Origin of the sequence: Saccharothrix carnea (assembly GCF_003014735.1) — a bacterium.
GTDB lineage: Bacteria > Actinomycetota > Actinomycetes > Mycobacteriales > Pseudonocardiaceae > Actinosynnema > Actinosynnema carneum.
In genome coordinates this window covers 634,885-659,319 of record NZ_PYAX01000002.1, presented here as the reverse complement: position 1 = coordinate 659,319, position 24,435 = coordinate 634,885, and the positions used below count along the sequence as shown (strand labels likewise).

The following is a 24,435-nucleotide window of genomic DNA, read 5'->3' as shown; positions in this document are numbered from 1 at the left end:
TGTTGTATTCGTTCCATTGGGTGATGGCCGGGGCCGCGCGGGACGAGGGCTTCGCGGGGTCGCGCCGGCCGGTTCGTGCCCGGCCGAGGTCGGCGTTCCGGCGGTGATCGAAAGGGGTAACCGGCGGGTCACCTCGTGGGAAAGGATGGGCCGCATGATCGTTCCCCTGGACCTCACCGATGACGGGACGGCGACCGCCGTGCACCGGATCGCGTTGCAGTCGTACGCGATCGAGTCGGAGTTGATCGGCAGCACGGCGATACCGGGTCTGCACGAGTCGGTCGAGGACATCCGGAGAGTGCCGTTGCGGTGGCTGGGCGGGTACGTCGACAACGACCTGGTGGCGTTCGTCGGCTTCGCGAAGGTGGACGGCGTGCTGGACATCGACCGGCTGTGCGTGGCGCCGAGCCACTTCCGGCTGGGGTTCGCCAGGCGGCTGGTGGAGCAGGTGCTGGCTGAGGGCGGTCCGGCGATCGTGTCGACGGGTGCGGCGAACGCGCCCGCGATCGCGTTGTACGAGGGTCTGGGGTTCCGGCTGGTCGACACGGTCGTGGTGGAGGGCGGGCTGCGGATCGCGCAGTTCGGGCATCCCGGGTTGATCTAGGACCGTTCCTGTCCTGGTCGGGTTCTAGCGTCGTCGCCGTGACCGAGTTCCGGGAGTTCCGCATCGCCGTGCCGCAGTCCGACCTGCACGTGTGCAGCGGCGCTGCCGACGCGCTGCCGTTGCTGCTGGTGCACGGGTGTCGGAACACGTTCTTCGCGAAGGTCCGGTGAGCGTCGTGGACGGGGTGATCGGCCGCCGGTTGCGGCGGCACTCGTTGGTGGAGCCGTCGGCGGACCCGGTGGCGGTGGTGCGGGCGATGTGCGGTGCGCACGCCCAGGTGATGTCGGCGGCGGAGTTGTCGATCGGGATCCGCACGACGCTGACCCGGCAGCGGGTGCGGGACGCGGTGTGGGTGGACCGGGCGTTGGTGAAGACGCGGGGGCCTCGCGGCACGGTGCACCTGCTGCCGGCGGCGGACCTGCCGATGTGGACGGGTGCGTTGTCGGCGTTGCCGCAACGGCTGCGGTTGCTGACCGAGGAGCAGACAGCGGAGGTGGTGGCGGCGATCGCGGACGCGTTGCGGGACGACGAGCTGACCGGTGACGAGTTGACCGAGGCGGTGGTGGCGCGGACCGGCGCGTGGGCGGGCGAGCGGGTGATGGAGGCGTTCGGCGGCACGCCGTGGCCGCGGTGGGTGGAGGCGATGGGGGTGGCGTCGAACCGGGGCGCGATGTGCTTCGCGCCGAACAAGGGCCGCAAGGTCGCCTACACGAGCCCGCGGCGGTGGTTGCCGGGTTTCGCGCCGGCAGCGGAGGGTGCGGTGGAGTTGCTGCACGCCTACCTGCGGTCGTACGGGCCGGCGACGGAGGCGCACTTCGCGAGGTGGCTGGCCGCGCCGAAGCGGTGGGTGGACGCGCTGTTCGAGCGGGCGGACGTGGAGCTGGTCGAGGGCGGTTGGGTGGTGCGGGGCGACACGTCGTGGCCGGACGAGCCGCCGGGCGGGGTGCGGCTGCTCCCCTACTTCGACGCCTACGTGGTGGGCAGCCACCCGCGTGAGGTGGTGTTCCCGGGTCGGGCGTTCGAGCGGGCGTTGTCGGGTGGGCAGGCGGGGAACTTCCCGGTGGTGCTGGTGGACGGCGTGGTGGCCGGGGTGTGGCACCAGAAGCGGTCGGGTCGACGGATCGTGGTGACGGTGGAGCTGTTCGGCGGGTTGTCGCGGGCGGGGGCGGCGGAGTTGGACCGGGAGGTGGCGCGGGTGGGCGAGTTCCTGGAAGGGCGGTCGGAGTTGGTCCTGGGCCCGGTGTCGGTCGGCGGTCACGCCTGAACCGCGCCGATTGGCACAACAGAAATTCCTGACCGTTGGTGGGGCCAACAAGTGGGTAGACTGCGGTCGCATGGAGACCTCAGGCGCGCCGCGGCGGCTGCGCGGCACGGCGAGCTGGCTGCTCGGGCAGGCCACGACCCAGGCGCACCGGCTGGTGTCGGAGGCGTTGGGCGCGGTGGACGCGCGGCGCTACCACTACTCGCTGCTGGCCGCGCTGGACGAGTTCGGCCCGGCCAGCCAGGCTGACCTGGGCCGGCGGGGCGGGCTGGACCGCAGCGACGTGGTGGCGACGGTCAACGAGCTGGCGGACAAGGGGTTCGTGGAGCGCCGGCCGGACCCGGGTGACAAGCGGCGCAACATCGTCAGCGTCACCCCGTCCGGCACGGCCCACCTCCGTCACCTGGACCGGGTGCTGGGGCGGGCTCAGGAGGCGTTGCTGGCGCCGTTGTCGGCGGCCGAGCGCGAGGAGTTGGTGCGCGTGTTGAACGTGGTCCTGGAGCACCACGGATGACCGGGTCGACGCGGGCGGTGGTGCTGAGCGGGCCGGGGCCGGTGGAGAACCCGGCCGTGGTCGGGCGGCCGGTGCCCGAGCCGCTGCCGGGGTGGGTGCGGGTGGAGGTGGGCGCGTCCGGGGTGAACCGGTCGGAGCGGGTCGGCGAGCTCGTCGTAGTGGTCTGAGAATTTTCTCCGTCGCGGTGTCGAAGTCGTCGCCGGCCGTTCGTGTAGAGGGTGCGGAAACCCTCCGACCTCGAGGAGCACGAGATGACCCAGTACCTGATCAGCGTGATCGAGCCCGCCGGCTACGACATCCCGGACCCGGCGGAGCTGGAGAAGATCATGAAGGACGTGCAGGCGGTGGACGCCGACATGCGGGAGGCCGGGGTGTGGGTGTTCGCCGGTGGTCTGCACGCGCCGGAGACGGCGACCACGCTGCGTCCGGGCGAGAACGGCGAGGTGCTGGTGACGGACGGCCCGTTCACCGAGAGCAAGGAGTTCATCGGCGGGTTCAGCATCATCGACGTGCCGGACCTGGACGCGGCGTTGGAGTGGGGTCGGCGGATGGGCGTGGCGTGCGCGCTGCCGGTCGAGGTGCGGCCGTTCCAGGACTTCGTCGGCTGAGGTGGAGCGTGAGGTGACGACGCTGACGTGACGGCGGTCGAGCAGGTCTTCCGGGCGGAGTACGGCCGGTCGGTGGCGGTCCTGGTCCGCGTCTTCGGTGACATCGACGTCGCCGAGGAGGCGGTCCAGGACGCGTTCGCCGAGGCGCTGCGGCGCTGGCCGGAGGCCGGTGTGCCGCCGAGCCCGGCGGGCTGGATCATCACCACGGCCAGGCACCGGGCGATCGACCGGTTGCGCCGGGAGTCCACGCGGGACGACCGGCAGGCCCAGGCCGCGTTGCTGCACGCCCGTGACGAGCCCGTGGAGGTGGGCGTGGTGGGTGACGAGCGGCTGCGGTTGATCTTCACCTGCTGCCACCCGGCGCTGCACCCGGCGGCCCGGGTGGCGTTGACGTTGCGGCTGCTGGGCGGGTTGTCCACGGCGGAGATCGCGCGGGCGTTCCTGGTGCCGGAGCCGACGATGGCGCAGCGGCTGGTGCGGGCGAAGGCGAAGATCCGCGACGCGCGGATCCCGTACCGGGTGCCGGGTGAGGCGGAGTTGCCCGATCGGCTGCGTGCCGTGCTGGCGGTGGTGTACCTGGTGTTCAACGAGGGCTATTCGGCCAGTTCGGGCGGCTCGTTGGTGCGTGCGGAGCTGTGCGCGGAGGCGGTGCGGCTCGGGCGGGTGCTGGTGGAGCTGATGCCCGACGAGCCGGAGGTCGTCGGGTTGTTGGCGTTGATGGTGTTGCTGCACGCCCGCCGTGCGGCGCGGACCGGCCCGGACGGCGGGCTGGTGCGGTTGGCCGACCAGGACCGGTCGCGCTGGGACGGTGCGCTGGTGGCGGAGGGGCGGGCGCTGGTGCGGTGGTGCCTGCGCCGCGACCGGCCCGGCCCGTACCAGGTCCAGGCGGCGATCAACGCCGTGCACAGCGATCCGCCGCCGACCGACTGGCGGCAGGTCGTGCGGCTCTACGACCACCTGATGGTGTTGACGCCGAGCCCGGTGGTGGCGTTGAACCGGGCCGTCGCGGTGGCCGAGGTGGACGGGCCGGAGGCGGCGTTGGCGCTGGTGGACGGCCTCACGGCGGGCAAGCCGCCGTTGGCGGGCTACCACCTGTGCCACGCGGTGCGCGCCGACCTGCTGCGCCGCCTCGGCCGGGACTCCGAGGCGGCGCGGGCCTACCGGCGGGCGTTGGACCTGGCGGGCAACGACGCCGAGCGCGACCTGTTGCGGCGCGGGCTCGCCGAGGTCACCGGAGCGGGTTAGCGGACGGGTCGCCGAACCACCGGTGCAGCCGGGCGTCCAGGTCCCGCTGGTCGTCGCCGACCCACGCGACGTGGCCGTCCGGCCGCAGGAGCACGGCGGGCACGTCCAGTTCGTCGGCGGTGTCGACGATGTGGTCGACGCGGTCGGCCCAGCCTGCGGCGGAGAGCAGGCCGGTCTGGTCGAGCAGCAGTCCGCGGCCGCCGCGCATCAGTTCGTAGAGGCGTCCTCGCCCGAGCGCCACGTCCTTCAGCCGCCGGCCGACCAGGTCGTGGCCGTCGCCGAAGTCGTAGCGGATGCCGATGGCGGTGATCTTCTCGATCAGCAGCCGGTTGACGTCCTCGACGTCCATCAGTTCCGCCAGCAGTCGCCGCACCGCGCGGGGGCCGGGTTCGGTGGACATCAGCTGCATCTGCGCGAGGGTGTTGTCCAGCACGGCGGCGGCCACGGGGTGCCGTTCGGCGTGGTAGGTGTCCAGCAGCCCGTCCGGTGCCCGGCCCTGGACCTGCGCGGCGAGTTTCCAGCCGAGGTTGACCGCGTCCTGCAGGCCGAGGTTGAGGCCTTGGCCGCCGGTGGGCGGGTGGATGTGGGCCGCGTCGCCGGCCAGCAGGACCCGGCCGGTCCGGTAGCGCTCGGCGAGCCGGGTGGCGTCGCCGAAGCGGGAGAGCCAGCGCGGCGAGTGCACGCCGAAGTCGGTGCCGGCGACCGCCTTCAGCTGCCGCTTGACCTCGTCCAGGGTCGGTGGGACCGAGCGGTCCTCGGTCACGCCGTCAGCGGGCACGACGACGCGGTACACGCCGTCGCCGAACGGCGTGACGCCGAACCGGGCCTGGGTCTTGCGCACTTCGGCCACCGCCTCGGCCAGTGTCTCCGGGGTCACGCCGATCTCCACCTCGCCGAGCAGCGTCTCGACGCGGGCGGGTTCGCCGGGGAAGGCGACGCCGAGGAGTTTGCGCACGGTGCTGCGTCCGCCGTCGCAGCCGACGAGGTAGCGGGAGCGCAGCCGCGTGCCGTCTGAGAGTTCGGCGGTCACCCCGTCGTCGTCCTGGTCCAGGCCGACCAGGGCGAGTCCGCGGCGGAGCTCGACGTCCAGTTCGGCGGCGCGGTCGGCGAGCAGGCGGTCGGTGGTGGGCTGCGGGATGCCCAGGACGTACGGGTGGGCGGTGTCGAGCCGTCGCGGTGCGGGTTTGGGGATGCCGGCGAAGAAGCCGCCGAGCGGGTGGCGCGTGCCGAGCGCGAGGAACCGGTCCAGCAGGCCGCGCTGGTCCATGATCTCGACGCTGCGGGCGTGCAGGCCCAGCGAGCGCACGACTTCGGTCGGTTCGGTGTCCTTCTCCAGCACGAGCACGCGCACGTCGTGCAGCCGCAGCTCGCAGGCGAGCATCAGGCCGGTCGGTCCGCCGCCGACCACGATCACGTCGATCATCAATCCCCGTTCGATGGCGAGCGCAGGCGGTTCGCGAAATCGGATTCTCGCAGGTCCTGGCTTCGGCGGGAGATTCTGCGGCACGACCGGGGTCTTGCCGCAAGACCCCCTGTGCGCTATAAGTTGAGCATGGCGGGGAGTGCGGTCACCTCCTCGCCGTTCGCGTTGCCGGCCGGCCGGTTCAGCGCAGGCGCCGGATCAGGTCGGCGACCTCCCGCGGGGTGAACTCCAGCGACACGACCCCGATCGTCAGCTCGATGGCGCACCGCGTCGGGTCGGGTGAGGACCGGGGGTGCCGGGGCAGTTCGACGCCGCTCTCGGCGAGGATCCGCTGCGCCGCGGCGGCGACGACGTCCTTGGGCACGGGCAGGTGGACGTGGAACAGCGGTGTCTGCGGCACCCGCGGGCGGGTGGTCGCGTAGCCGTCCGCGTTGATCGCGGCGGCCACCCCCACGGCGTGGTCGCGGAACTCGGCCATCCTGGGTAGCACCTCGTCCAGCCCCATCAGGGCGGTGACGGCGGCGTGCCACGAGTCGGGGGTGGCGCCGCCGAGCCTGCGCCGCCACATCGAGGCGGCGTCGACGGTCTCCCGGTCGCCCGCGAGGACCGCGCCGCGCACCCCTTCGAGGCCTTTGTAGAGGGAGACGTAGACGGTGTCGAACAGGTCGGCGATCTCGGCGAACGGCCGGTCGTAGTACGGCTGCGCCTCCCACAGCCGGGCGCCGTCCAGGTGCGTCGCGGCGCCGCGTTCGTGCGGCGCAGCACCGCGTGCGGGTCCTGGCGCAGCCGGGAGTGCTGGACCAGGGAACGGCGGATCTCGGAGGTCATGGCGGGAATCTGGTGAGGCGGGGAGGCGGTGCGCAAAGAGAATTGTGCGGCGAGGTGGGGTCGATGACGGGTGATACTGGCGTCATGGGAAAGACCTACGAACGGATCGAAGGACGCCTGCGCGAGTTCATCGAGGCGCAGCCGGTGTTCTTCACCGCGACCGCGCCGCTGTCCGCGGACGGGCACGTGAACCTGTCGCCGAAGGGCCGCCGGGGCACGTGGCGGGTGCTGGACGAGCAGCGGGTGGCGTACCTGGACTTCGGCGGCAGCCACGCCGAGACGATCGCCCACCTGCGGGAGAACGGGCGGATCACGCTGATGTGGTGCGCGTTCGACGGCCCGCCGAACATCGTGCGCGTGCACGGCACGGGTGAGCCGGTGTTCCGGGACGATCCGAGGTTCGCGGAGCTGGTGGCGGGGTTCGGCGACGCGGACGGGTCGGCGTTGCGGGCGGTCGTGGTGGTGACCGCGAAGCTGATCAGCGACACGTGCGGGTTCGCCGTGCCGTTCATGGACTACCGGGGTGAGCGGACGCTGCACGAGGAGTACTTCGACCGCAAGTCCGACGAGGAGTTCGCCGCGTACTGCGAGAACAAGGACTTCGTCGGGGTCAGCATGGACGGCCTGCCCGCGGTGCCGCTGCCGCTGCCGCCCCGCTAGGGCTGGGCAAACCGTTGGTGTCGCCGGTCGGGCGTGTGGCACGGTCTGCGCCGTGACGGAGTACGTGTTCTTCTGGGGACCCGGGTCGCGTTCCGGTGCGCCGGTCGGCGAGGAGTGCCTGAGCCAGTGGTGGGAGTCGCCGTTCACGGTCGACGGGCACACCTTCCGCACCGCCGAGCACTTCATGATGCACGGCAAGGCGCTGGTGTTCGGCGACGAGGACACCGCGCGGCGGGTGCTCGCGGCCGACACGCCCGGTGAGGCGAGGTCGCTGGGCCGTCAGGTGCGCGGGTTCGCCGAGGACACGTGGGTGGCGAACCGGCTGGACGTCGTGGTGCGGGGCAACCTGGCGAAGTTCGGCGCGCACGACGGCGCCCGCCGGTTCCTGCTCGGCACCGGTGACCGGGTGTTGGTGGAGGCGAGCCCGCTGGACCGGATCTGGGGCATCGGGCTCGCCGCCGACGACCCGCGCGCGGCCGACCCGGCGTCCTGGCTCGGGTCGAACCTGCTGGGCGAGGCCCTGATGGAGGTGCGCGCGCGGCTGCGCCGGGTGTGAGCGCGTCACCCGATGAGCTCGACCCGCCGGGCGTGCGCCGCGCCCGGCGGGCCCGTTCGCGTCCCGATCGGCGGTTGTTGGATCTACGCTGTCTGGGCGGCGAGTGGCGCCGATCACCTCGGGAAGGGGGCGGTCGTGCTGGTCGAGGCCCAGCGGAACCGCGGTGCCCTGCGCCGGGTGACGGGTCTTGCCCGCAGCACACCGGGCAGGCTGAGCCTGGTGGCCCTGCTGCTGATCGTGGTGAGCCTGCTGGTCGGCGCGGTGACCGCGTGGTCGGTGCAGCGCCGGTCGGACGCGCTGGAGGCGTTGGCCGACCGCAGTGAGCCGCTGGCGTTCGCCGCGCAGGAGGTCTACCGGGCGATGGCGGACGCGGACGCCACCGCGTCCAGCGCGTTCCTGTCCGGCGGGGTGGAGTCGGCGGCGCTGCGCGCCCGGTACGAGGCGGACGTGGCGAAGGCCGCCGCGGCGTTGTCGGCGGCGACCAGCGAGATCACCCGCTCCCCCGAGCTGACGCGGGCGCTGTCGACGTTGTCGGGCCAGTTGCCGGTGTACACGGGGCTGGTGGAGACGGCCCGCGCGCACAACCGGCAGGGCAACCCGGTGGGTGCGGCGTACCTGCGTGAGGCGTCGACGTTGATGCGGACGCGGCTGCTGCCGGCGGCGCGGGAGCTGTACGGGGTGGAGACCGGCAACGTGGTGCGCGACCTGGAGGACGCCGGGTCGCTGCCGTGGCTGGAGTTCCTGCTGGGCGTGCTCGCGCTGGTGGTGCTGGTGCTCGCGCAGCGGTACCTGACCCGCAAGACGAACCGGGTGCTCAACCCGGGGCTGGTGGTGGCGACCGCGTTGACCGCGATCTCGCTGCTGTGGGTGCTGGTGGCCAGCCTGCTGGTGGTCCACAACGCGTCGGCCAGCAAGAACGAGGCCACCGTGGTCGACCTGCTGGCGCGGGCCCGGATCGCGACGCTGACCGCGCGGGGCGACGAGACGTTGACGCTGGTGGCGCGGGGCAGCGGCGCGACCTACGAGGCGGAGTACGTCGAGGCCGACCGGGCGCTGGACGACCTGCTGGGCCGGTTGCGGCTGGTCAACGGGACACCGCCGGTGGTGGAGGCGGTGGAGCACCACGCGCGGTGGCAGCAGGCGCACCGCGAGATCCGCGCGGCCGACGAAGCGGGCGACTTCACCACGGCGGTGGCGTTGGCGCTGGGTCAGGACGCGCGGGGTGCGGCCACGGCGTTCGACGCGTTGGACTCGGACCTGGTGGACGCGATCGGCACGGCGCGGGCGGAGCTGACCGACGCGATCGGGCGGGCGCGGGCCGGGTTGGGCGGCACGGTGCCCGCGGTGGTGGTGCTGGCGCTGCTGGCGGCCGCGGCGTCGGTGTTCGGGTTGTGGCAGCGGTTGAAGGAGTACCGATGAGACGGCTGCTCGTGGTGCTCGCGCTGGTGGTGACGGGGTGCGCGCCGGTGCCCAGTGGTGCGCCGCCGATCGGTGGCGGGACCCCGGTGCCGCCGCGCCCGGCGGAGGCGGTGGAGCTGACGGCGCCGCCGAGCACGGCGGGCGTGCCGTCCGAGTCGTGCGATCCGACCGCGAGCCTGCGCCCGACCGGGCCGTTGCCGCCGCCGGGGCAGATGCCGGCCGGGTCGACCATGGCGCGGATCCAGCAGCGGGGCAGGCTGATCGCGGGCGTGGACCAGAACACGTACCTGATGGGGTTCCGCAACCCGTTCTCGGGCGAGCTGGAGGGTTTCGACGTCGACCTGGTGCGGGAGGTCGCGCGGGCGATCTTCGGCGACCCGGGCGCGATCCAGTTCACGGTGGTGACCTCCGAGCAGCGCGTACCGACCCTGGAGCGCGGCGAGGTCGACATCGTGGTGCGGACCATGACGGCGACCTGCGAGCGCTGGCGGAAGGTGAACTTCTCCACGGTGTACCTGCAGGCCGGGCAGCGGGTGCTGGTGCCGTCGAACTCCGACGTGACCGACATCGACGGGCTGGGCGGCAAGCGGGTGTGCGCGACGAAGGGGTCGAGTTCGCTGGCGAACGTGGCGACCAGGCCGACGAAGCCGGTGCCGGTGGCGGTGGCGCACTGGACGGACTGCCTGGTGATGCTGCAGCAGGGCCAGGTGGACGCGATCTCCACCGACGACACGATCCTGGCCGGGTTCGCCGCCCAGGACCCCTACACGAAGGTGGTGGGGCCGCAGTTCGCCGCCGAGCCGTACGGGATGGCGTTCCCGAAGGCCGACGAGGACTTCGTGCGGTTCGTCAACGCGCTGCTGGAGCGGCTGCGGGCGGACGGCACGTGGACGCGGCTGCACCAGCGGTGGCTCGGTGACCCGCCGGTCCCGCCCGTCGCCGTGTACCGGGACTGACATGGACACCCTGGACGAGGAGCTGGCGTCGCTGCGGCGGGAGAGCGACCGGGTGGCCGAGTCGTTGCTGGCGATGGAGGACCACCCGGGTCACCGGCTGCTGCGCGGTGCGGTGCTCACGGGCGGGTCGGCGCGGCGGTGGGAGGCGGCGAACGCCGGGATGGTGCGGCTGTGGGAGTGGTTCGACGTCTACCGCGCGGTGCTGCGGCAGGCGTCGGACACGCGGGACCCGGCGGAGCTGGCGCGGTTGCTGCGGGGCGCGGCGATCGCGCTGCCGGAGGCGGCGGTGCGCACGTTGACCGGGACCGCGGCCCCGCTGGTCACGCTCGGTGACCTGGTGGCGCGGATGAAAGCGGAGTACGCGCGGGTCACGGCGGTGTTGGCGGAGGCGCACGAGGCGTGGTCGCGGCGGTTGGAGCTGCTGGACCCGTTGACCGGGCAGCTGGCCGGGATCGACTCGGCGGGGGCGGCGCGGCTGCGGGCGGAGGTGGCGCGGGCGCACGCCCGTGCGGTGGCCGACCCGTTGACGCCCGATCCGGAGGTGGCGGGCCTGGTCGCTCGGGTGGCGTCGGTGAGCGCGCTGCACCGCACGTTCTCGTCACGGGTGCAGACGTTGTCGCGGCTGGTCGCCGAGGTGGAGTCGGTGCGGGCGCAGGCGGGCGAGGTGCGGGCGCGGGTGGTGGCGGAGATCGCCGGCGACCACCCGCCCGTGCCGGGTGAGGACGTGGCCGGGGCACTCGACGGGTTGCGGGGACGTTTTCCGGATGTGGCGGAAACGGACGTGGCGGCCGTGGAGGCGGCGGTGGGCGTGGCGTTGACGCGGGCGCGGGAGGTGTCGGCGCACCTGGCCGGGTCGCTGGAGCGCAGGTCGGAGCTGCGCGGCCGGTTGGACGCCTACCGGGCGAAGGCGGCCGGGCGCGGGTTCGCCGAGGACGCCGGGTTGGCGGAGCTGCACCGGCGGGCCCGTGACGTGCTGTTCGGCGTGCCGTGCGACCTGAACGCGGGCACGGTGGCGGTGCGGCGGTACCAGCGGGCGGTGCTGGCCAGGACGGAGGGCCGATGAGGACGTGTCCACGTGCCGGCTGCGGCGGGGCGATCGACGACGACGGCTTCTGCGACGTGTGCGGCCTGGAGGCCCCGGTCCTCGCCGCCACCGCGCCTGCCGCCGGTCCCGGTCGCGGCCCGGCCGAAGCGGCTCCCGACGCGCCGCCGGGCGGACGTGCCGCTGCGGGCGGCGGGCGGACCGGTGGCCCGGGTGGTGGCGCGGCCGGCAGGTCGGTGACCGGCGGTCCGGGCGGACCGGCCACCCGCGGCCCGAGTCGCGGTTCGGCGACGGGCGGTCGACCGGAGGCTCGCGGGCAGATGACCGGTGCGGGCGGTGAGGTCGGGGTCGGTGCGGACAGTGGGCCCGCTACCGGCGAGTTCCCGGGTCCCGGTGCCGACAGCGGGCCGGCCACGGGCGCTCACAGCGGTCCCGCCACGGGGCCCGGCACGGCGCCGTGGTCGCCCTCCGCGGCTTCGGCGGCACGGTCGCGGCGGGCGTCGGCACCTACCCGGTCGTCCGGCCGGGGCCGGTTGGGCGCGGGCCTGGTGGAGGTGCCCCGGGTGCCCTACCGGGATCCGAAGACCGCCGTCCTGACCGATCCCGAGGTGCCGGAGGCGAAGCGGTTCTGCTCCAGTTGCGGCAAGGAGGTCGGGCGCGGCCGGGACGGCGGGCCGGGCCGGGTGGAGGGGTTCTGCGCGCACTGCGGCCACCACTACTCGTTCACGCCGAAGCTGGTGCCCGGCGAGGTGCTGCACGACCAGTACGAGGTGCTGGGCTGCCTGGCGCACGGCGGGCTGGGGTGGATCTACCTGGCCGCCGACCACGCGGTCAGCGACCGGTGGGTGGTGTTGAAGGGCCTGCTGGACTCCGGTGACGCGGACGCGATGGCGGCGGCGATCGCGGAGCGCCGGTTCCTGGCAGAGGTGGAGCACCCTACTATCGTCAAGATCCACAACTTCGTGCGGCACGAGGACCGGGCCAGCGGCGAGCTCGTGGACTACATCGTGATGGAGTACGTGGGCGGCACGTCGGTCAAGGACATGATCAAGCAGTTGCGGGCGCGGGGCACGGGCACCGGGTCGCTGCCGGTGGCGCAGGCGATCGCCTACGCCCTGGAGGTGCTGCCCGCGTTGGGCTACCTGCACGGGGTGGGCCTGCTGTACTGCGATTTCAAGCCGGACAACGTGATCCAGACCGAGGAGCAGCTGAAGCTGATCGACCTGGGCGCGGTGCGGCGCATCGACGACCGGCACTCCCCCATCTACGGCACGATCGGCTACCAGGCGCCGGAGATCGGCACGGACGGCCCGTCGGTGGCCTCCGACCTGTACACGGTGGGTCGGGCGTTGGCGGTGATGAGCTTCCAGTTCGACTTCCGCGGCCGGTACAAGGAGTCGTTGCCGCCCGCGGACGAGCAGCCGTTGCTGCGCCGGCACGAGTCGTTGCACCGGTTCCTGCTGCGGGCCACGCACCCGGACCCGGAGGAGCGGTTCGCCACGGCGGAGGAGATGGCCGAGCAGTTGACCGGTGTGCTGCGGGAGGTGTTGGCGCAGCAGGACGGCCTGCCCCGGCCGGGTGTGTCGCGGCAGTTCACGCCGGAGCGGCGGGCGTTCGGCACGGAGGGCGGGTTGGACGTGCGGGCGGCGGCGACGGGGCTGCCGGTGCCGCAGGTGGACACCTCGGACGCGGCGGCGGGTTTCCTGGCGACGGCGGCGACGACGGGTGACCCGGACCAGGTGGTGGCGGCGTTGCGGGTGGCGCCGGTGCAGACGGTCGAGGTGCGGTTGCAGGTGGTGCGGGCGTTGATCGAGGCGGGCCGGGTGGAGGAGGCGGTGGGCGAGCTGGACGCGTTGGCGTCGCCGTTCGACCCGGACGACCCGCGCACACCGCTGCCGGACGACTGGCGGCCCGGCTGGTACCGGGGTGTGGCGGCGCTGGTGGGTGGTCGGGCGGAGCGGGCGCGGGCGGCGTTCGAGCAGGTGCGTGACGCGCTGCCGGGTGAGGCGGCGCCGAAGCTGGCGGTGGCGGTGTGCGCGGAGTCGCTGGGTGACGCCGACGCGGCGGCGGCCGGGTACGAGGTGGTGTGGCGGACCGACCACGCGTACGTGTCGGCGGCGTTCGGGCTGGCCAGGGTGCTGCTGGGCCGGGGAGAGCGGGACGCGGCGGTGGAGGTGCTGCACTCGGTGCCGGACACGTCGATCCACCACGTGGCGGCGCAGGTGGCGGCGGTGCGGGCGCAGATCGGCGCGGCCCGGGAGTGCGCGGGCCGGGGCGGCGAGGAGGCGTTGGCGGAGGTGATGGCGGCCGGTGCGAGGCTGTCGGGGTTGGAGTTGGACGTGGCGAGGCGGGCCGGGTTGACCGTGGAGTTGTTGGGTGTGGCGTTGGAGTCGTTGCCGGGCGGCGGTTCGGCGCCGGCGGGGACGCTGCTGGGCTGCGAGGTGAGCGAGTCGGGGCTGAGGTCGGGCCTGGAGCGCTGGTACCGGCAGCTGGCGCGGCTGGCCGACACCCCGGAGGAACGCATCGCTCTCGTCGACCGCGCGAACGCGGTCCGGCCCAGGACGTTGGTGTAGCTGATGGAATCCTGTCCCGAGTGCGCGTCGCCGGTGGCGTCGCAGGACCGCTTCTGCGAGGCGTGCGGGCGCAACCTGCGGGTGCAGCGGACACCGGTGGGTGGTCCGGGCGCGCAGTGGCCGCCGATGTGCGCGTGCGGTGGCGAGGAGTTCGACGCGGACGGGTTCTGCGAGCAGTGCGGTCGGGCGCGGCCGTCGGCGCGGGACCGGGTGGAGTTCGTGCTGCCCGGGGTGGCGGGGGTGAGCGACCGGGGCAAGCGGCGGCAGCGCAACGAGGACTCGATGGCGTTCGGCCGGGTGCGCGGGCGCGGTGTGGCGGCGGTGGTGTGCGACGGGGTGGCGTCGTCGGAGCGGGCCGAGCAGGCGTCGCAGCAGGCGGTGGACACGGCGGCGGACGTGCTGTTGACGGGGTTGCAGTCCGGGATGGACGCCGAGGCGTTGACGACCGACGCGGTGGTGGCGGCGAACGAGGCGGTGAGCCGGTTGGCGCGGCCGGAGGCGGCGGAGGTGGCGCCGTCCTGCACGTTCGTGTCGGTGGTGGTGACCGACGATTCGGCGACGGTGGGGTGGGTGGGCGACAGCCGCGCCTACCTGGTGGCCGAGGCGGGTGCGGCGCGGTTGACCACGGACGACACGTGGGCGGCGCAGCTGGTCGCCGAGGGGGTGCTGACCGAGGAGGAGGCGCTGACCGACCGGCGGGCGCACGTGCTGTCGCGGTGGTTGGGCGCGGACTCGGGGGTGGAGGCGCCGCAGACGGTGACGTTCAAGGTCCAGACGCCGGGGTTGCTGGTGCTGTGCAGCGACGGGTTGTGGAACTACGTGCCGGAGCCGGAGGACCTGCTGGAGGTGCTGCCGCGCGGGGTGCCGCCGATCGAGGTGGCGCGGGAGCTGGTGGAGGTCGCGTTGAAGGCGGGCGGGCACGACAACATCACGGTGGTCGTCGTCCAGTTGCGGGGTGGGCATGGGGCTTGATCTCGCGGTCGAGGTGTTCCAGAACGAGTACCTGCCGCGGGGGGCGGCGGAGGTCGACGCGATCGTCACGGTGACCGCGACCGGCGCGGCGGCGCGGGTGGTGCCGGCCGACGCGGCGGAGGTGATCATCGTCGACACGTCGGGGTCGATGGGTTTTCCGGCGTCGAAGCTGGCCGCGGCGAAGCGGGCGACGGAGGCGGCGGTCGACACGTTGCGCGACGGGGTGTGGTTCGCGGTGGTGGCGGGCACGGACTCGGCGCGCGTGGTGTACCCGCGGGCGGGTGGGCTGGTGGCGGCGGATCCGCGGACGCGGCTGGCGGCGAAGCAGGCGGTGCGGCGGTTGCGGGCGGACGGCGGCACGGCGATGGGCCGGTGGCTCGAGCTCGCGGACGGCCTGTTCGACGGGTATGCGGGCGGGCCGCGGCACGCGATCCTGCTGACGGACGGGGAGAACCAGCACGAGTCGCCGCACGAGTTGTCGCGGGTGCTGGAGGCGGTGGCGGGCCGCTTCACGTGCGACTGCCGGGGTGTGGGCACGGACTGGCAGGTGGCGGAGCTGCGCCGGATCGCCGAGGCGTTGCTGGGGACGGTGGACATCGTGGCCGACCCGGAGGGGTTGGCGGACGACTTCCGGTCGGTGGCGGCGACGGCGATGGGCAAGGCGGTGGCGGACGTGTCGCTGCGGTTGTGGACGCCGGAGGGCGCGGGGGTGGTGCTGCTCAAGCAGGTGTCGCCGGGGCTGTTGGACCTGACGGGGCGGCGCGTGGAGTCGGGGCCGCGGACGGGTGACTACCCGACCGGGGCGTGGGGTGGCGCGGAGAGCCGTGACTACCACCTGCGGGTGCGGGTGCGGCCCGCGGACGTGGGCGACCGGATGTTGGCGTCGCGGGTGAGCCTGGTGGGGCCGTCCGGTGACGTGCTGGGGCAGGGTCGGGTGCTGGCGGTGTGGACGGAGGACTCGGCGTTGTCGACCCGGATCAACCGGGAGGTGGCCCACTACACCGGGCAGGCGGAGCTGGCGGAGGCGATCCGGGACGGTCTGGAGGCGCGCAAGGCCGGTGACGTGGGCCGGGCGACGGCGAAGCTGGGGCGTGCGGTGCGGTTGGCGCACGAGTCGGGCAACACCGACACGGCGAAGCTGCTGGCCGGGGTGGTGGACGTGGAGGACCCGGGTACGGGGACGGTGAAGCTGCGGGCGCGGGTGGCCGACGCGGACGAGATGACGCTGGACACCCGGTCGACGGTGACCAAGCGGGTCCGGAAGGGCTAGGCGATGGCGACCTGCCCGGCGGGCCACGACTCGGCGACCGACGACTACTGCGACGTGTGCGGCGCGCCGGTGCCGGGTGGTTCCGGGCCGGGTGGGTCGGGGCCGGGTGGGTCGGGGCCGGTGGTGCCCGCCGGGGGTGTCGAGGAGACGTGTGCGGCGTGCGGTGCGGTGCGGGTGGGTCGGTTCTGCGAGGAGTGCGGGCAGGATTCGTTGAGCCCGGTGGTGGCCCCGAAACGGCCTGTGGTGGGCGGGCCGGTGGTGCCGGTGTCGTGGTACGTGACGGTGGAGGCGGACCGGACGTACTTCGAGCGGGTGGTGGCGGTGGGCGGGCCGGACGCGGGGGCGATGGCGTTCCCGCGGTTCTGCCCGCCGCGCCGGTTCGCGTTGTCGGGGCGGCAGGTGTCGATCGGGCGGCGGAGCCGGTCGCGGGGGATCTTCCCGGAGATCGACCTGGTGGGCCCGCCGGAGGACCCGGGTGTCTCGCACCACCACGCGGTGCTGGTGGCGTCGGGTGGTGGTTGGGCGGTGGTGGACGTGGGTTCGACGAACGGGACGACGGTGAACGAGGGCGACACCCCGTTGCCGCCGGACCGGCCGCACCCGCTGGAGCCGGGCGACCGGGTTCACGTGGGTGCGTGGACCACGATCACCCTGCACCGCTCAGGCGGCGAGCAGGCCTAGGGCGAGGGTGGCCGCGGTGAGCAGCCCGAACCCGGATGGCAGGCCGACGCGGCGGCCGTCGACGCCGAGTTGGCGTTGCCGGCGGACTTCCTGCGGCGGACTACGGCGTCGGGGCGAACGGCGACCGGGGAGTTGGCGCAGGGACAGGTCGGCGACCGGGTGCCGCGGCTGGGCCGGGCGCGCGGGGGCAGGTGGGCCGTCGCGCCGGTTTTCGCCGGGACGCCCGCACGGGTTGTCGATCACGAATACGGTTGGGGTCGTGCGGATCAAAGGGGGGCCCGCGATCTCGGGTACACGTCCGTCCTGTCCGGGCACGCGACCGTCCGGCACGGCGCCGACCCGGCGGGAGGGCTGATGGCGGACGCGGTCGACCTGGTGTTGGCGCAGTGGTCGGTGCAGCGCCCGGACGTCGACACCTCGCCCATGGCGGTGCTGGCGCGGGTGACGCGGCTGGCGCGGCTGCTGGAACGGGAGCTGCGGGAGTTCGTGGGCCGGTTCGACCTGGAGCCGGGCGAGTTCGACGTGCTGACCACGCTGCGGCGGGCGGGGTCGGCGCACGGCATGACGGCGGGCGCGTTCCTGTCCGCGTCGCTGGTCACGGCGGGCGCGATCACCAACCGGATCGACCGGATGGAGGCCAAGGGCCTGGTGGAACGCGTGCCCGACGCCGCGGACCGGCGGGTGGTGCGGATCAAGCTCACCGACCGCGGCGCGGAGCTGGTGGACGGGATGCTGGCCGAGCACATGCGGCACTACGCGCGGCTGCTGGAGCCGTTGGACGACGACACCCGGACGGTGGTCGCCGACGCGCTGCGGACCCTGCTGGAGCAGTGCGAGTAGGGGTCGCCGACTGGTGAGATCGCGTATTCAAATGTCGCGAGTGCTTCACCGAGGTTGCTGTGAGTGATCGTGAGCAGGCGAGCTCGTCCAGTCGGGAGCCCTGGTGCCGGTGTCGTTGTCGATCGCGGTCACAATGCGGTCGAGCCTCGAATGCTCGAATACGAAGTAAGCCCTGAGGAGAACAGCTTCGTACGCGAGCGAGGGTGTCTTGAACTTCTCGGCCGCACGCTTGCCGCTCTTCTTCCGAGGCCTCCACGCCAGGCCATCTCAGGCGTGATCACGGTCGCCCGGGGCGTAGCGGTTCCAGGTGGTTCCGGCTCTCGGACAGCGGGGCCTCGCGGGTGATGATCCGGGGCCGCGGCTTCGCGACCGCGGCCGACTGCGAGGGCAGGTCGTCGGTGGCGGTCTCGCGGACGCCGGCGGTCTCCGCGGTGGTGGCCGCCAGGCCGGCCGAGGATGTCCCAGATGATCACCCGTTCGGTTGATGTGGATGCCCTCGAGCACGCACCACTGTTGGCGCATAACTCGTTCGTGGAGAACACCAAGCGCAAGGAGCGCCTCGTGGTGGACCAGATTCGCACTATCGGCAAGTGGATCTCAGTCGATCCGAACACGCCCGAGATGAAGCTCGACGGCCTGGACAGCGATCACATCAAGTGGGGCGTCCCGGCCACGGGTGACCCGAACGCCGGGCGGAGCGAGTACGAGTTCACCGGCGCCCTCGCTCACACGAAACACGACGGCAGCAACAAGTTCGAGGTCACGCTGGGCACGTTCACGCACCACAACTACGTGATCTTAATGGGGCAGCAAACAGAATTCCAGGCGACTCTCGAAGTCGACATCGAGTTCAAGGACGATGGTACCAAGCACAAGTGCACCGTCGTTTTCTCCCACGTCGAAACCGTCAACTCGCCTGGTTACGTGGACGACAAGGTCAAATTGCCGGAGGTCTCCGGCAACGAGATCGTGCACATCGAAGGCGTCGAGTACAAGGTGTCGATCGTCGGTTTCCTGGTGGGCGGCCACGGCGAACCTCTTCCCCAATTCCTCAGCGGTGAGGGCAGGCACAACGAGGCCGACATCATCGCCAGGTTCGAGCGGACGAACCCGTTGGTCGGTGGCTGAACGTCGGATGGGCTTTCCGCCGCTACCGCCCGGGGTCGCCGACCGGTGATGTCGGGTATTCAACTGTTGCGGGTTCGCCGGCGAGATCACGGTGTGTGGTCGCCCGGGGCGTAGCGGCTCCAGGTCGTCGGCTAGCGGGGCACGGCGTCGAGGGCTTTGAAGATCCGCTTGTCGGAGACGGTGTAGCGGGTGCCGATGGTCTGGGCGAAGTAGCTCAGCCGCAGTTCCTCGATCATCCACCGCACCTCGTCGAGCTCGTCGTGCGGTTCGTCGGCGGGCAGGGCGGCGCGCAGTTCGCGGTACTCGGCGTGCACGGCGTGGACGCGGTCCATCCACTCCTGGTCGCGGCGGACGTTCTCGGGCAGCTTCTCCAGCCGGCGGGCGATGCCCTGCAGGTAGCGGTGCACGTCGACGAGCCGGTCGGCGCCGGCCTCGGTGACGAAACCGGCGTGCACGAGGCCGGTGAACTGGGCGCGGACGTCGGCCAGTGACTCCTCGAACACGGGGCCGCGCACGCCGTTGATGCGCAGTTCGACGTCCTGGGCGGCTTCCAGGACGCGGCGGACCTTGTGCACGACGTCGAACGTGGTCTCGCCCAGGCCGCGGCGGACGTGGTCGGTGAGTTCGGTGAACGCCGCTTGTGTCCACACCGGGCCGCCGGCGTCGCGCAGGAGCTTGTCGACGGCGGCGGAGATGCAGTCGGCCAGCAGCGGTGCGACGCCGCCGTGCGGGTTGCGGGTCAGGGCGAGCTTCTCGGCGTTGTTGAGGCCGCGTTGCAGGGTTTTCACCGGGGACGGGGTGGTGAGCAGCAGCAGTCGGCGGGTGCCGCGCCACATGGCCTGCCGCTGGCGGCCGGGGGTGTCGAGGATCTCCACCGCGACGGTGTCGCCCTTGTCGACCAGGGCGGGGTAGGCGGTGACGACGATGCCGGACCGCTGCCGCTGCACGGTGCGCGGCAGGTCACCGACGTCCCACGTGGTCAGGCCGGTGCGGGCGAGGTTGCTCGCGGCGGCGGCCAGCGTTTCGCGCAGCTGGCCGCGCAGCCGGGCCTTGAGCGCGGCGAGGTCCTTGCCGCGGGCGAGTTCGCGGTCGTCCTCGTCGACGATGCGGAAGGTGAGCTTGAGGTGCTCGGGTACCTGGTCGAGCTGCCACTGGTCGCGCGGCACGACGACGCCGGTCAACCGGCGCAGTTCCCGTTCCAGCGCGGGCAGCAGCGGTTCGTCGGCGTCGATGCCGGACAGCGCGGCGGCGGCGACGTCGGGGACGGGCACGAAGTTGCGGCGCACGGGTTTGGGCAGCGACCGGATGAGCGCGACGACGAGCTCGGTGCGCAGGCCGGGTACCTGCCAGGACAGCGAGTCGTCGGGCAGGGTGGTCAGCGCGGGCAGGGGCAGTTCGACGGTGACGCCGTCGACGGCCGCGCCGGGTTCGAACCGGTAGGTCAGCGGCAGGGTGAGGCCGCCGCGGCGCAGTTGGTCGGGGTAGGCGTCGGGGGTGACCGCGGCGCGGTCGTTGACCAGCATCGCCTTGTCGAAGGTGAGCAGGTCGGGCTGGGTGTGGCGGGTCTTCTTCCACCAGGTGTCGAAGTGCCGGGCGGAGACGACGTCGGCGGGCACGCGCTGGTCGTAGAAGTCGTAGACGGTGTCGTCGTCCACGACGATGTCGCGGCGCCGTGCCCGGTTCTCCAGCTCCTCCACCTCGGCGAGCAGTTCCCGGTTGCGGTGGAAGAACTTGTGGTGGGTGGTCCACTCCCCCTGCACGAGGGCGTGGCGCAGGAACAGCTCGCGGGACAGCTCGGGGTCGATGCGCCCGTAGTCGACCTTGCGGGAGGCGACGATCGGCACGCCGTAGAGGGTGACCTTCTCCAGGGCGACGGCGGAGCCGCGCTTGGCTTCCCAGTGCGGTTCGCTGTAGGTGCGCTTGACCAGGTGCCCGGCGAGCTTCTCGGCCCACTCGGGTTCGATCTTGGCCACCGTGCGGCCCCACAGCCGCGACGTCTCGACCAGTTCGGCGGCCATCACCCACTGGGGCGGTTTGCGGAACAGGGCGGAGCCGGGGAAGATCGCGAACTTCGCGTTGCGGGCGCCCAGGTACTCGGTGGCGGCACGCTTGCCCGGATCACGCTTGGGGACGTCCTTGACGCCGATGTGGGACAGCAGCCCGGACAGCAGCGAGAGGTGGATGTTGCGCGGGTCGGCGGGCTGGTCGTTGACGTGCACGCCGAGGGTCTTGGCGACCTGCCGCAGCTGCTGGTAGATGTCCTGCCACTCGCGCACGCGCAGGTAGTTGAGGAACTCGGCGCGGCACAGCCGGCGGAACTGGTTGCTGGACAGCTCCTTCTGCTTCTCGCGCACGTATTGCCAGAGGTTGAGGAACGCGGTGAAGTCGGAGTCGGGGTCTTTGAACCGGCCGTGGAACTCGTCGGCGGCCTGCTGCTTGTCCGAGGGGCGTTCGCGCGGGTCCTGGATGGACAGCGCGGCGGCGATGACCATGACCTCGCGGACGCAGCCGTTGCGGTCGGCCTCGATCACCATGCGGGCCAGCCGGGGGTCGACGGGCAGCTGGGCGAGCTTGCGGCCCAGCGGCGTGAGCTGCTGCTCGGCGGGCAGGATCGCGCCGAGCTCCTGCAGCAGCTGCACGCCGTCGGTGATGTTGCGCGCCTCGGGCGGGTCGATGAACGGGAACGCGGCGATGTCGCCCAGGCCGATCGAGGTCATCTGCAGGATGACCGAGGCGAGGTTGGTGCGCAGGATCTCCGGGTCGGTGAACTCCGGCCGGGCGTCGAAGTCGTCCTCGCTGTAGAGACGGACGCAGATGCCCTCCGACACGCGGCCGCAGCGGCCCTTGCGCTGGTTGGCCGAGGCTTGCGACACCGGCTCGATGGGCAGCCGCTGCACCTTGAGGCGGTGGCTGTAGCGGGAGATGCGGGCGGTGCCGGGGTCGACGACGTACTTGATGCCGGGCACCGTCAACGACGTCTCGGCGACGTTGGTGGCCAGCACGACACGCCGCCCGCGGTGGGGCTGGAACACGCGGTGCTGCTCGCCGAACGACAGCCGCGCGTACAGCGGCAGGATCTCGGTGTCGCGCAGCTCCAGCGCGGCCAGCGCGTCGGCGGTGTCGCGGATCTCGCGTTCGCCCGACAGGAACACCAGCACGTCGCCGGGCCCTTCGGCCTGCAGTTCGCGCACGGCGTCGCAGATGGCCTGCGTCTGGTCGCGGTCGGGGTCGGCGTCCGGGTCGTCGGGGTCCACGATCGGCCGGTAGCGGACCTCGACGGGGTAGGTGCGGCCCGAGACCTCGATGACGGGGGCGTCGCCGAAGTGCCGGGAGAACCGCTGCGGGTCGATCGTCGCGGAGGTGATGACCACCTTGAGGTCGGGCCGCTTCGGCAGCAGCTGCTTGAGGTAGCCGAGCAGGAAGTCGACGTTGAGGCTGCGTTCGTGGGCCTCGTCGATGATGATCGTGTCGTAGCGCGACAGCATCCGGTCGGTCTGGATCTCGGCCAGCAGGATGCCGTCGGTCATGAGCTTGACCAGCGTGTCATCACCGGACTGGTCGGTGAACCGGACCTTGTAGCCGATCGCGCCGCCCAGCGGGGTGTCCAGCTCCTGGGCGACGCGCTCGGCGACCGTGCGCGCGGCCAGCCGGCGGGGCTGGGTGTGCCCGATCTGGCCGAGCACGCCCCGGCCCAGCTCCAGGCAGATCTTGGGCAGCTGGGTGGTCTTGCCCGAGCCGGTCTCGCCGGCGACGATCACGACCTGGTGGTCGCGGATGAGCGCGGCGATGTCGTCCTTGCGGGCGCTGACGGGCAGCTCGGGCGGATAGGTGATCTTCGGCACGGCTTCGCGGCGCAGGGCGACGCGCAGCTCGGCGGCCTCGACGTCGGACTCGATCTCGGCCAGGACGGCGGCGCGCGCGGAGTCGTCGCGGACCTTGCGCGCCCCGTCGAGCCTGCGTGCCAGCCTCCGCTGGTCCCGCGACATCAGTTCGGACAGGCGTTGACGCAGGTCAGCGTGCGACATCTGGTTCATTTGGGTCAAGGATATCGAGGGTGGGCCGGTGGGGCTGCCGATTATCGGCCGGTCAGCGGCGCGAGTCGGGGTGCGCCCGCGGGCAGGACCCGACGAGGTAGCCGCCGTCGAGCCGCCCGCCGCCGCCGCTCCGGCGGCCGGGCAACCGCCCGTCCCCCGTCGAGTCCACCCGCGTGTCGGCGTCCCACTCGTCCATGGGAGCCACCCTAACGGGCGTTACCGATAGGTAGTTCAGCCGCGGTAGGGGCTGCTGCCGTCCAGCATGTCGGCCGCGGTCTTCGCGAGCTGCTTCATCAGGACGTTGTGCAGGCCGGGCCCGAAGCTGACCCGGGCGACGCCCAGCGGGCCCAGGTCCTTCGGCGCCGGCGCGCCGGGACCGTGCGCGATGTTCACCGGACGGCCGCCCACCGCCTCGACGAACTCGGCGATCCGGTCGCCGGGCAGCCGGATCGGGTAGACGCAGTCCGCCCCCGCCTCGAAGTAGGCCCGCGCACGACGCACGGCGTCGTCGAACGAGTTGTCGCCGTGGATGAACTCGTCGATCCGGGCGTTGATCACCAGGTCGGCGTCCGCGGCGCGCACGGCGCCCAGGAACGCGGCCTGCTCGCCGACGTCGACCATGGCCTTGGTGCGGGGGTCGGAGTCCTCCAAGTTGCAGCCCGCCGCACCCGCCTGCGCCAGGCGCTCGGCGATCCGGGCGGGCGGCAGGTCGTAGCCGCGCTCGATGTCGGTGGTCACCGGCACGTCGACGGCGTCGGCGATCCGGCGCACGGCGTCGAACGCCACGTCGGCGGGCATGGCGTGCCCGTCCGCCATCCCCAAGGCGGCGGCCACGGCGACACTGGTCGTCGCCACCACCGGGTGCCCGGCCTCGGCGAAGACCCGCGCGGAGGAGACGTCCCACGCGTTGGGCACCACCAGCGGGCTGCCCGGCACGTGCAGCGCCCGCAGCGCCTTGGCCGCCGCGGTCACATCGGTCCTGGTCACATCGGCTCCCGTCTCGACTCCGGGTCGCGTCGCCCGACGATCCGACCCGGGTCCACGTGGCGATCACGTGATCACCACGTCCGATACTGCCGGCTCCGCCCGACCCGGGGCACCGCGTCAGGTTGCTCTGCCGGGACCGACCCGGCCCTGACCACGGACGGGCCGTTCGCCGAGGCCAAAGAGCTGCTCGCCGGGTTCTACCTGATCGACGTCCCGACCCGGGAACGGGCGGTCGAGATCGCGGCCCGCGTCCCCGAAGCACAGCTGGGCCTGGTCGAGGTGCGGCCCGCGCGGCCCGGCCTGGACGACTTCCCGCGGTGACCCCGATCGGCCCCCTGCTGCGGGAACTCGCCCCCCGCGTCCTCGGCGCGCTGGTACGCCACCACGGCGACTTCGACGCCTGCGAGGACGCCGTCCAGGAAGCCCTGCTCGCCGCCGCGACCCGCTGGCCCGTCGACGGGACACCCGACAACCCCATCGGCTGGCTGATCACCGTCGCGTCCCGACGCCCGCCGACCCGCACGCACCCGACCCGACGGCTCACTCGTGCCACTCGCCGACCAGGACCGCACCCGCTGGGACACCACCCTCATCGCCGAAGGCACCCGCCTGGTCCGCGACGCGCTGACCACCACCGCGATCGGCCCTACCAACTCCAAGCCGCGATCGCCGCCCTGCACGCCGAAGGAACGCCGCTACCTCGAACAACGCGCCCGCGAAGAGTAGGAGGCGTGCGGTTGCGCCAACCACAACCCGCCGTTCGGCGGCTGGCGCGGCGGCGCACCGGCCGATGAGCTGGATCATGCGATGAGTCGGGGGACGACCCATCGAGGG

General features: G+C 72.8%; 26 protein-coding genes and 1 pseudogene. 21 read left to right on the top strand and 6 right to left on the bottom strand.

The features are described 5' to 3' along the window. Positions 1–154: 154 nt before the first annotated feature. The 7 genes from B0I31_RS07175 to B0I31_RS07150 all read left to right on the top strand — a co-directional run bounded on the left by B0I31_RS07175 (position 155) and on the right by B0I31_RS07150 (position 4,232). Positions 155–604, top strand: coding sequence for a GNAT family N-acetyltransferase (locus B0I31_RS07175; protein WP_181320031.1), 450 nt, complete (start codon positions 155–157; stop codon positions 602–604). Positions 605–642: 38 nt separating this feature from the next. Next, positions 643–774: an epoxide hydrolase N-terminal domain-containing protein gene (locus tag B0I31_RS41155; protein WP_219910621.1), complete on the top strand. Its 132-nt coding sequence runs from the start codon at positions 643–645 to the stop codon at positions 772–774. Then, positions 771–1,868, top strand: coding sequence for a winged helix DNA-binding domain-containing protein (locus tag B0I31_RS07170; RefSeq protein ID WP_245949732.1), 1,098 nt, complete (start codon positions 771–773; stop codon positions 1,866–1,868). Before B0I31_RS41155 ends, B0I31_RS07170 begins: the two co-directional genes overlap by 4 nt. A 70-nt stretch (positions 1,869–1,938) precedes the next feature. After that, on the top strand, positions 1,939–2,379 hold the full coding sequence (locus tag B0I31_RS07165) for a MarR family winged helix-turn-helix transcriptional regulator (RefSeq protein ID WP_106614489.1): 441 nt from the start codon (positions 1,939–1,941) through the stop codon (positions 2,377–2,379). Then, on the top strand, positions 2,376–2,546 hold the full coding sequence (locus B0I31_RS07160; protein WP_181320030.1) for a hypothetical protein: 171 nt from the start codon (positions 2,376–2,378) through the stop codon (positions 2,544–2,546). Before B0I31_RS07165 ends, B0I31_RS07160 begins: the two co-directional genes overlap by 4 nt. Positions 2,547–2,630: 84 nt before the next feature. Then, on the top strand, positions 2,631–2,987 hold the full coding sequence (locus B0I31_RS07155) for a YciI family protein (RefSeq protein ID WP_106614725.1): 357 nt from the start codon (positions 2,631–2,633) through the stop codon (positions 2,985–2,987). Between the two features lie 27 nt (positions 2,988–3,014). Next, positions 3,015–4,232, top strand: coding sequence for an RNA polymerase sigma factor (locus B0I31_RS07150; RefSeq protein WP_106614488.1), 1,218 nt, complete (start codon positions 3,015–3,017; stop codon positions 4,230–4,232). On the opposite strand, the gene rox is transcribed toward B0I31_RS07150, so the two are convergent. Together rox and B0I31_RS07140 are read right to left on the bottom strand one after the other, a co-directional pair. Beyond that, a complete protein-coding gene (gene rox / locus B0I31_RS07145) occupies positions 4,216–5,655 on the bottom strand; it encodes a rifampin monooxygenase (protein ID WP_106614487.1) in 1,440 nt (479 codons plus the stop codon). The genes B0I31_RS07150 and rox overlap by 17 nt on opposite strands. 181 nt (positions 5,656–5,836) lie before the next feature. Further along, positions 5,837–6,370 carry a beta-eliminating lyase-related protein gene (locus B0I31_RS07140; protein ID WP_245949756.1) on the bottom strand — a complete coding sequence of 178 codons (534 nt, stop codon included), beginning with the start codon at positions 6,368–6,370 and terminating at the stop codon, positions 5,837–5,839. A gap of 197 nt (positions 6,371–6,567) precedes the next feature. On the opposite strand from B0I31_RS07140, the gene B0I31_RS07135 reads away from it, so the two are divergent. From B0I31_RS07135 to B0I31_RS42500, 9 genes are all read left to right on the top strand, one after another. Continuing rightward, positions 6,568–7,143: a pyridoxamine 5'-phosphate oxidase family protein gene (locus B0I31_RS07135; RefSeq protein WP_106614485.1), complete on the top strand. Its 576-nt coding sequence runs from the start codon at positions 6,568–6,570 to the stop codon at positions 7,141–7,143. A 52-nt stretch (positions 7,144–7,195) separates the two neighbouring features. After that, positions 7,196–7,699 (top strand): riboflavin biosynthesis intermediates N-glycosidase, encoded by a 504-nt coding sequence (locus B0I31_RS07130; protein ID WP_106614484.1) that lies wholly within the window; start codon positions 7,196–7,198, stop codon positions 7,697–7,699. Positions 7,700–7,834: 135 nt separating this feature from the next. Beyond that, positions 7,835–9,118: a hypothetical protein gene (locus tag B0I31_RS07125; RefSeq protein WP_245949731.1), complete on the top strand. Its 1,284-nt coding sequence runs from the start codon at positions 7,835–7,837 to the stop codon at positions 9,116–9,118. Then, on the top strand, positions 9,115–10,074 hold the full coding sequence (locus B0I31_RS07120; RefSeq protein WP_106614483.1) for a glutamate ABC transporter substrate-binding protein: 960 nt from the start codon (positions 9,115–9,117) through the stop codon (positions 10,072–10,074). Before B0I31_RS07125 ends, B0I31_RS07120 begins: the two co-directional genes overlap by 4 nt. 1 nt (position 10,075) lies before the next feature. Continuing rightward, on the top strand, positions 10,076–11,137 hold the full coding sequence (locus B0I31_RS07115) for a hypothetical protein (protein WP_106614482.1): 1,062 nt from the start codon (positions 10,076–10,078) through the stop codon (positions 11,135–11,137). After that, positions 11,134–13,689, top strand: coding sequence for a serine/threonine-protein kinase (locus B0I31_RS07110; protein WP_245949730.1), 2,556 nt, complete (start codon positions 11,134–11,136; stop codon positions 13,687–13,689). Before B0I31_RS07115 ends, B0I31_RS07110 begins: the two co-directional genes overlap by 4 nt. 3 nt (positions 13,690–13,692) lie before the next feature. Further along, positions 13,693–14,661 carry a protein phosphatase 2C domain-containing protein gene (locus B0I31_RS07105; RefSeq protein ID WP_106614481.1) on the top strand — a complete coding sequence of 323 codons (969 nt, stop codon included), beginning with the start codon at positions 13,693–13,695 and terminating at the stop codon, positions 14,659–14,661. Beyond that, positions 14,651–15,931, top strand: coding sequence for a vWA domain-containing protein (locus B0I31_RS42505; RefSeq protein WP_106614722.1), 1,281 nt, complete (start codon positions 14,651–14,653; stop codon positions 15,929–15,931). The genes B0I31_RS07105 and B0I31_RS42505 overlap by 11 nt, the downstream gene beginning before the upstream one ends. Positions 15,932–15,934: 3 nt before the next feature. After that, positions 15,935–16,612 (top strand): FHA domain-containing protein, encoded by a 678-nt coding sequence (locus B0I31_RS42500; protein ID WP_106614480.1) that lies wholly within the window; start codon positions 15,935–15,937, stop codon positions 16,610–16,612. On the opposite strand, the gene B0I31_RS39940 is transcribed toward B0I31_RS42500, so the two are convergent. Beyond that, complete coding sequence (locus tag B0I31_RS39940) at positions 16,592–16,855, bottom strand: hypothetical protein (protein WP_146173773.1); 264 nt, start codon at positions 16,853–16,855, stop codon at positions 16,592–16,594. The two genes, B0I31_RS42500 and B0I31_RS39940, sit on opposite strands and share 21 nt — an antisense overlap. A 111-nt stretch (positions 16,856–16,966) precedes the next feature. Here B0I31_RS39940 and B0I31_RS07090 point away from each other — a divergent pair, with 111 nt between their 5' ends. Beyond that, positions 16,967–17,452, top strand: a complete 486-nt coding sequence (locus B0I31_RS07090) for a MarR family winged helix-turn-helix transcriptional regulator (RefSeq protein ID WP_073893138.1) — start codon at positions 16,967–16,969, stop codon at positions 17,450–17,452. A 465-nt stretch (positions 17,453–17,917) separates the two neighbouring features. Next, on the top strand, positions 17,918–18,580 hold the full coding sequence (locus B0I31_RS07085) for a choice-of-anchor K domain-containing protein (RefSeq protein ID WP_146173772.1): 663 nt from the start codon (positions 17,918–17,920) through the stop codon (positions 18,578–18,580). A gap of 131 nt (positions 18,581–18,711) precedes the next feature. On the opposite strand, the gene hrpA is transcribed toward B0I31_RS07085, so the two are convergent. The 3 genes from hrpA to B0I31_RS07075 are packed head-to-tail and all read right to left on the bottom strand — an operon-like array spanning position 18,712 to position 23,601. Further along, a complete protein-coding gene (gene hrpA / locus B0I31_RS07080; protein ID WP_106614478.1) occupies positions 18,712–22,614 on the bottom strand; it encodes an ATP-dependent RNA helicase HrpA in 3,903 nt (1,300 codons plus the stop codon). A gap of 52 nt (positions 22,615–22,666) precedes the next feature. Beyond that, positions 22,667–22,810, bottom strand: a complete 144-nt coding sequence (locus B0I31_RS40430) for a hypothetical protein (protein ID WP_181320029.1) — start codon at positions 22,808–22,810, stop codon at positions 22,667–22,669. A 35-nt stretch (positions 22,811–22,845) separates the two neighbouring features. Beyond that, positions 22,846–23,601: an isocitrate lyase/PEP mutase family protein gene (locus B0I31_RS07075; RefSeq protein WP_245949729.1), complete on the bottom strand. Its 756-nt coding sequence runs from the start codon at positions 23,599–23,601 to the stop codon at positions 22,846–22,848. Here B0I31_RS07075 and B0I31_RS07070 point away from each other — a divergent pair. The 3 genes and pseudogenes from B0I31_RS07070 (at position 23,551) to B0I31_RS40425 (ending at position 24,327) form a co-directional block, all read left to right on the top strand. Beyond that, positions 23,551–23,922, top strand: coding sequence for a YciI family protein (locus tag B0I31_RS07070; RefSeq protein ID WP_245949728.1), 372 nt, complete (start codon positions 23,551–23,553; stop codon positions 23,920–23,922). The two genes, B0I31_RS07075 and B0I31_RS07070, sit on opposite strands and share 51 nt — an antisense overlap. A gap of 5 nt (positions 23,923–23,927) precedes the next feature. Next, positions 23,928–24,110 (top strand): annotated as a pseudogene (locus B0I31_RS07065) (sigma factor); the annotation flags it as partial. A 37-nt stretch (positions 24,111–24,147) separates the two neighbouring features. Then, a complete protein-coding gene (locus tag B0I31_RS40425) occupies positions 24,148–24,327 on the top strand; it encodes a hypothetical protein (RefSeq protein WP_181320061.1) in 180 nt (59 codons plus the stop codon). The last annotated feature ends 108 nt before the right edge of the window (positions 24,328–24,435 follow it).

Excerpts from the sequence above, each read along its gene's own strand:
- B0I31_RS07155 (WP_106614725.1), top strand. The coding sequence starts at position 2,631 with ATGACCCAGTACCTGATCAGCGTGATCGAGCCCGCCGGCTACGACATC.
- B0I31_RS07115 (WP_106614482.1), top strand. The coding sequence starts at position 10,076 with ATGGACACCCTGGACGAGGAGCTGGCGTCGCTGCGGCGGGAGAGCGAC.
- B0I31_RS07135 (WP_106614485.1), top strand. The coding sequence starts at position 6,568 with ATGGGAAAGACCTACGAACGGATCGAAGGACGCCTGCGCGAGTTCATC.
- B0I31_RS07175 (WP_181320031.1), top strand. The coding sequence starts at position 155 with ATGATCGTTCCCCTGGACCTCACCGATGACGGGACGGCGACCGCCGTG.
- rox (WP_106614487.1), bottom strand. The coding sequence starts at position 5,655 with ATGATCGACGTGATCGTGGTCGGCGGCGGACCGACCGGCCTGATGCTC.
- B0I31_RS07165 (WP_106614489.1), top strand. The coding sequence starts at position 1,939 with ATGGAGACCTCAGGCGCGCCGCGGCGGCTGCGCGGCACGGCGAGCTGG.
- B0I31_RS07090 (WP_073893138.1), top strand. The coding sequence starts at position 16,967 with ATGGCGGACGCGGTCGACCTGGTGTTGGCGCAGTGGTCGGTGCAGCGC.
- B0I31_RS07160 (WP_181320030.1), top strand. The coding sequence starts at position 2,376 with ATGACCGGGTCGACGCGGGCGGTGGTGCTGAGCGGGCCGGGGCCGGTG.
- hrpA (WP_106614478.1), bottom strand. The coding sequence starts at position 22,614 with ATGAACCAGATGTCGCACGCTGACCTGCGTCAACGCCTGTCCGAACTG.
- B0I31_RS07105 (WP_106614481.1), top strand. The coding sequence starts at position 13,693 with ATGGAATCCTGTCCCGAGTGCGCGTCGCCGGTGGCGTCGCAGGACCGC.
- B0I31_RS40430 (WP_181320029.1), bottom strand. The coding sequence starts at position 22,810 with ATGGACGAGTGGGACGCCGACACGCGGGTGGACTCGACGGGGGACGGG.
- B0I31_RS07110 (WP_245949730.1), top strand. The coding sequence starts at position 11,134 with ATGAGGACGTGTCCACGTGCCGGCTGCGGCGGGGCGATCGACGACGAC.
- B0I31_RS42500 (WP_106614480.1), top strand. The coding sequence starts at position 15,935 with ATGGCGACCTGCCCGGCGGGCCACGACTCGGCGACCGACGACTACTGC.
- B0I31_RS07120 (WP_106614483.1), top strand. The coding sequence starts at position 9,115 with ATGAGACGGCTGCTCGTGGTGCTCGCGCTGGTGGTGACGGGGTGCGCG.
- B0I31_RS42505 (WP_106614722.1), top strand. The coding sequence starts at position 14,651 with ATGGGGCTTGATCTCGCGGTCGAGGTGTTCCAGAACGAGTACCTGCCG.
- B0I31_RS07085 (WP_146173772.1), top strand. The coding sequence starts at position 17,918 with ATGATCACCCGTTCGGTTGATGTGGATGCCCTCGAGCACGCACCACTG.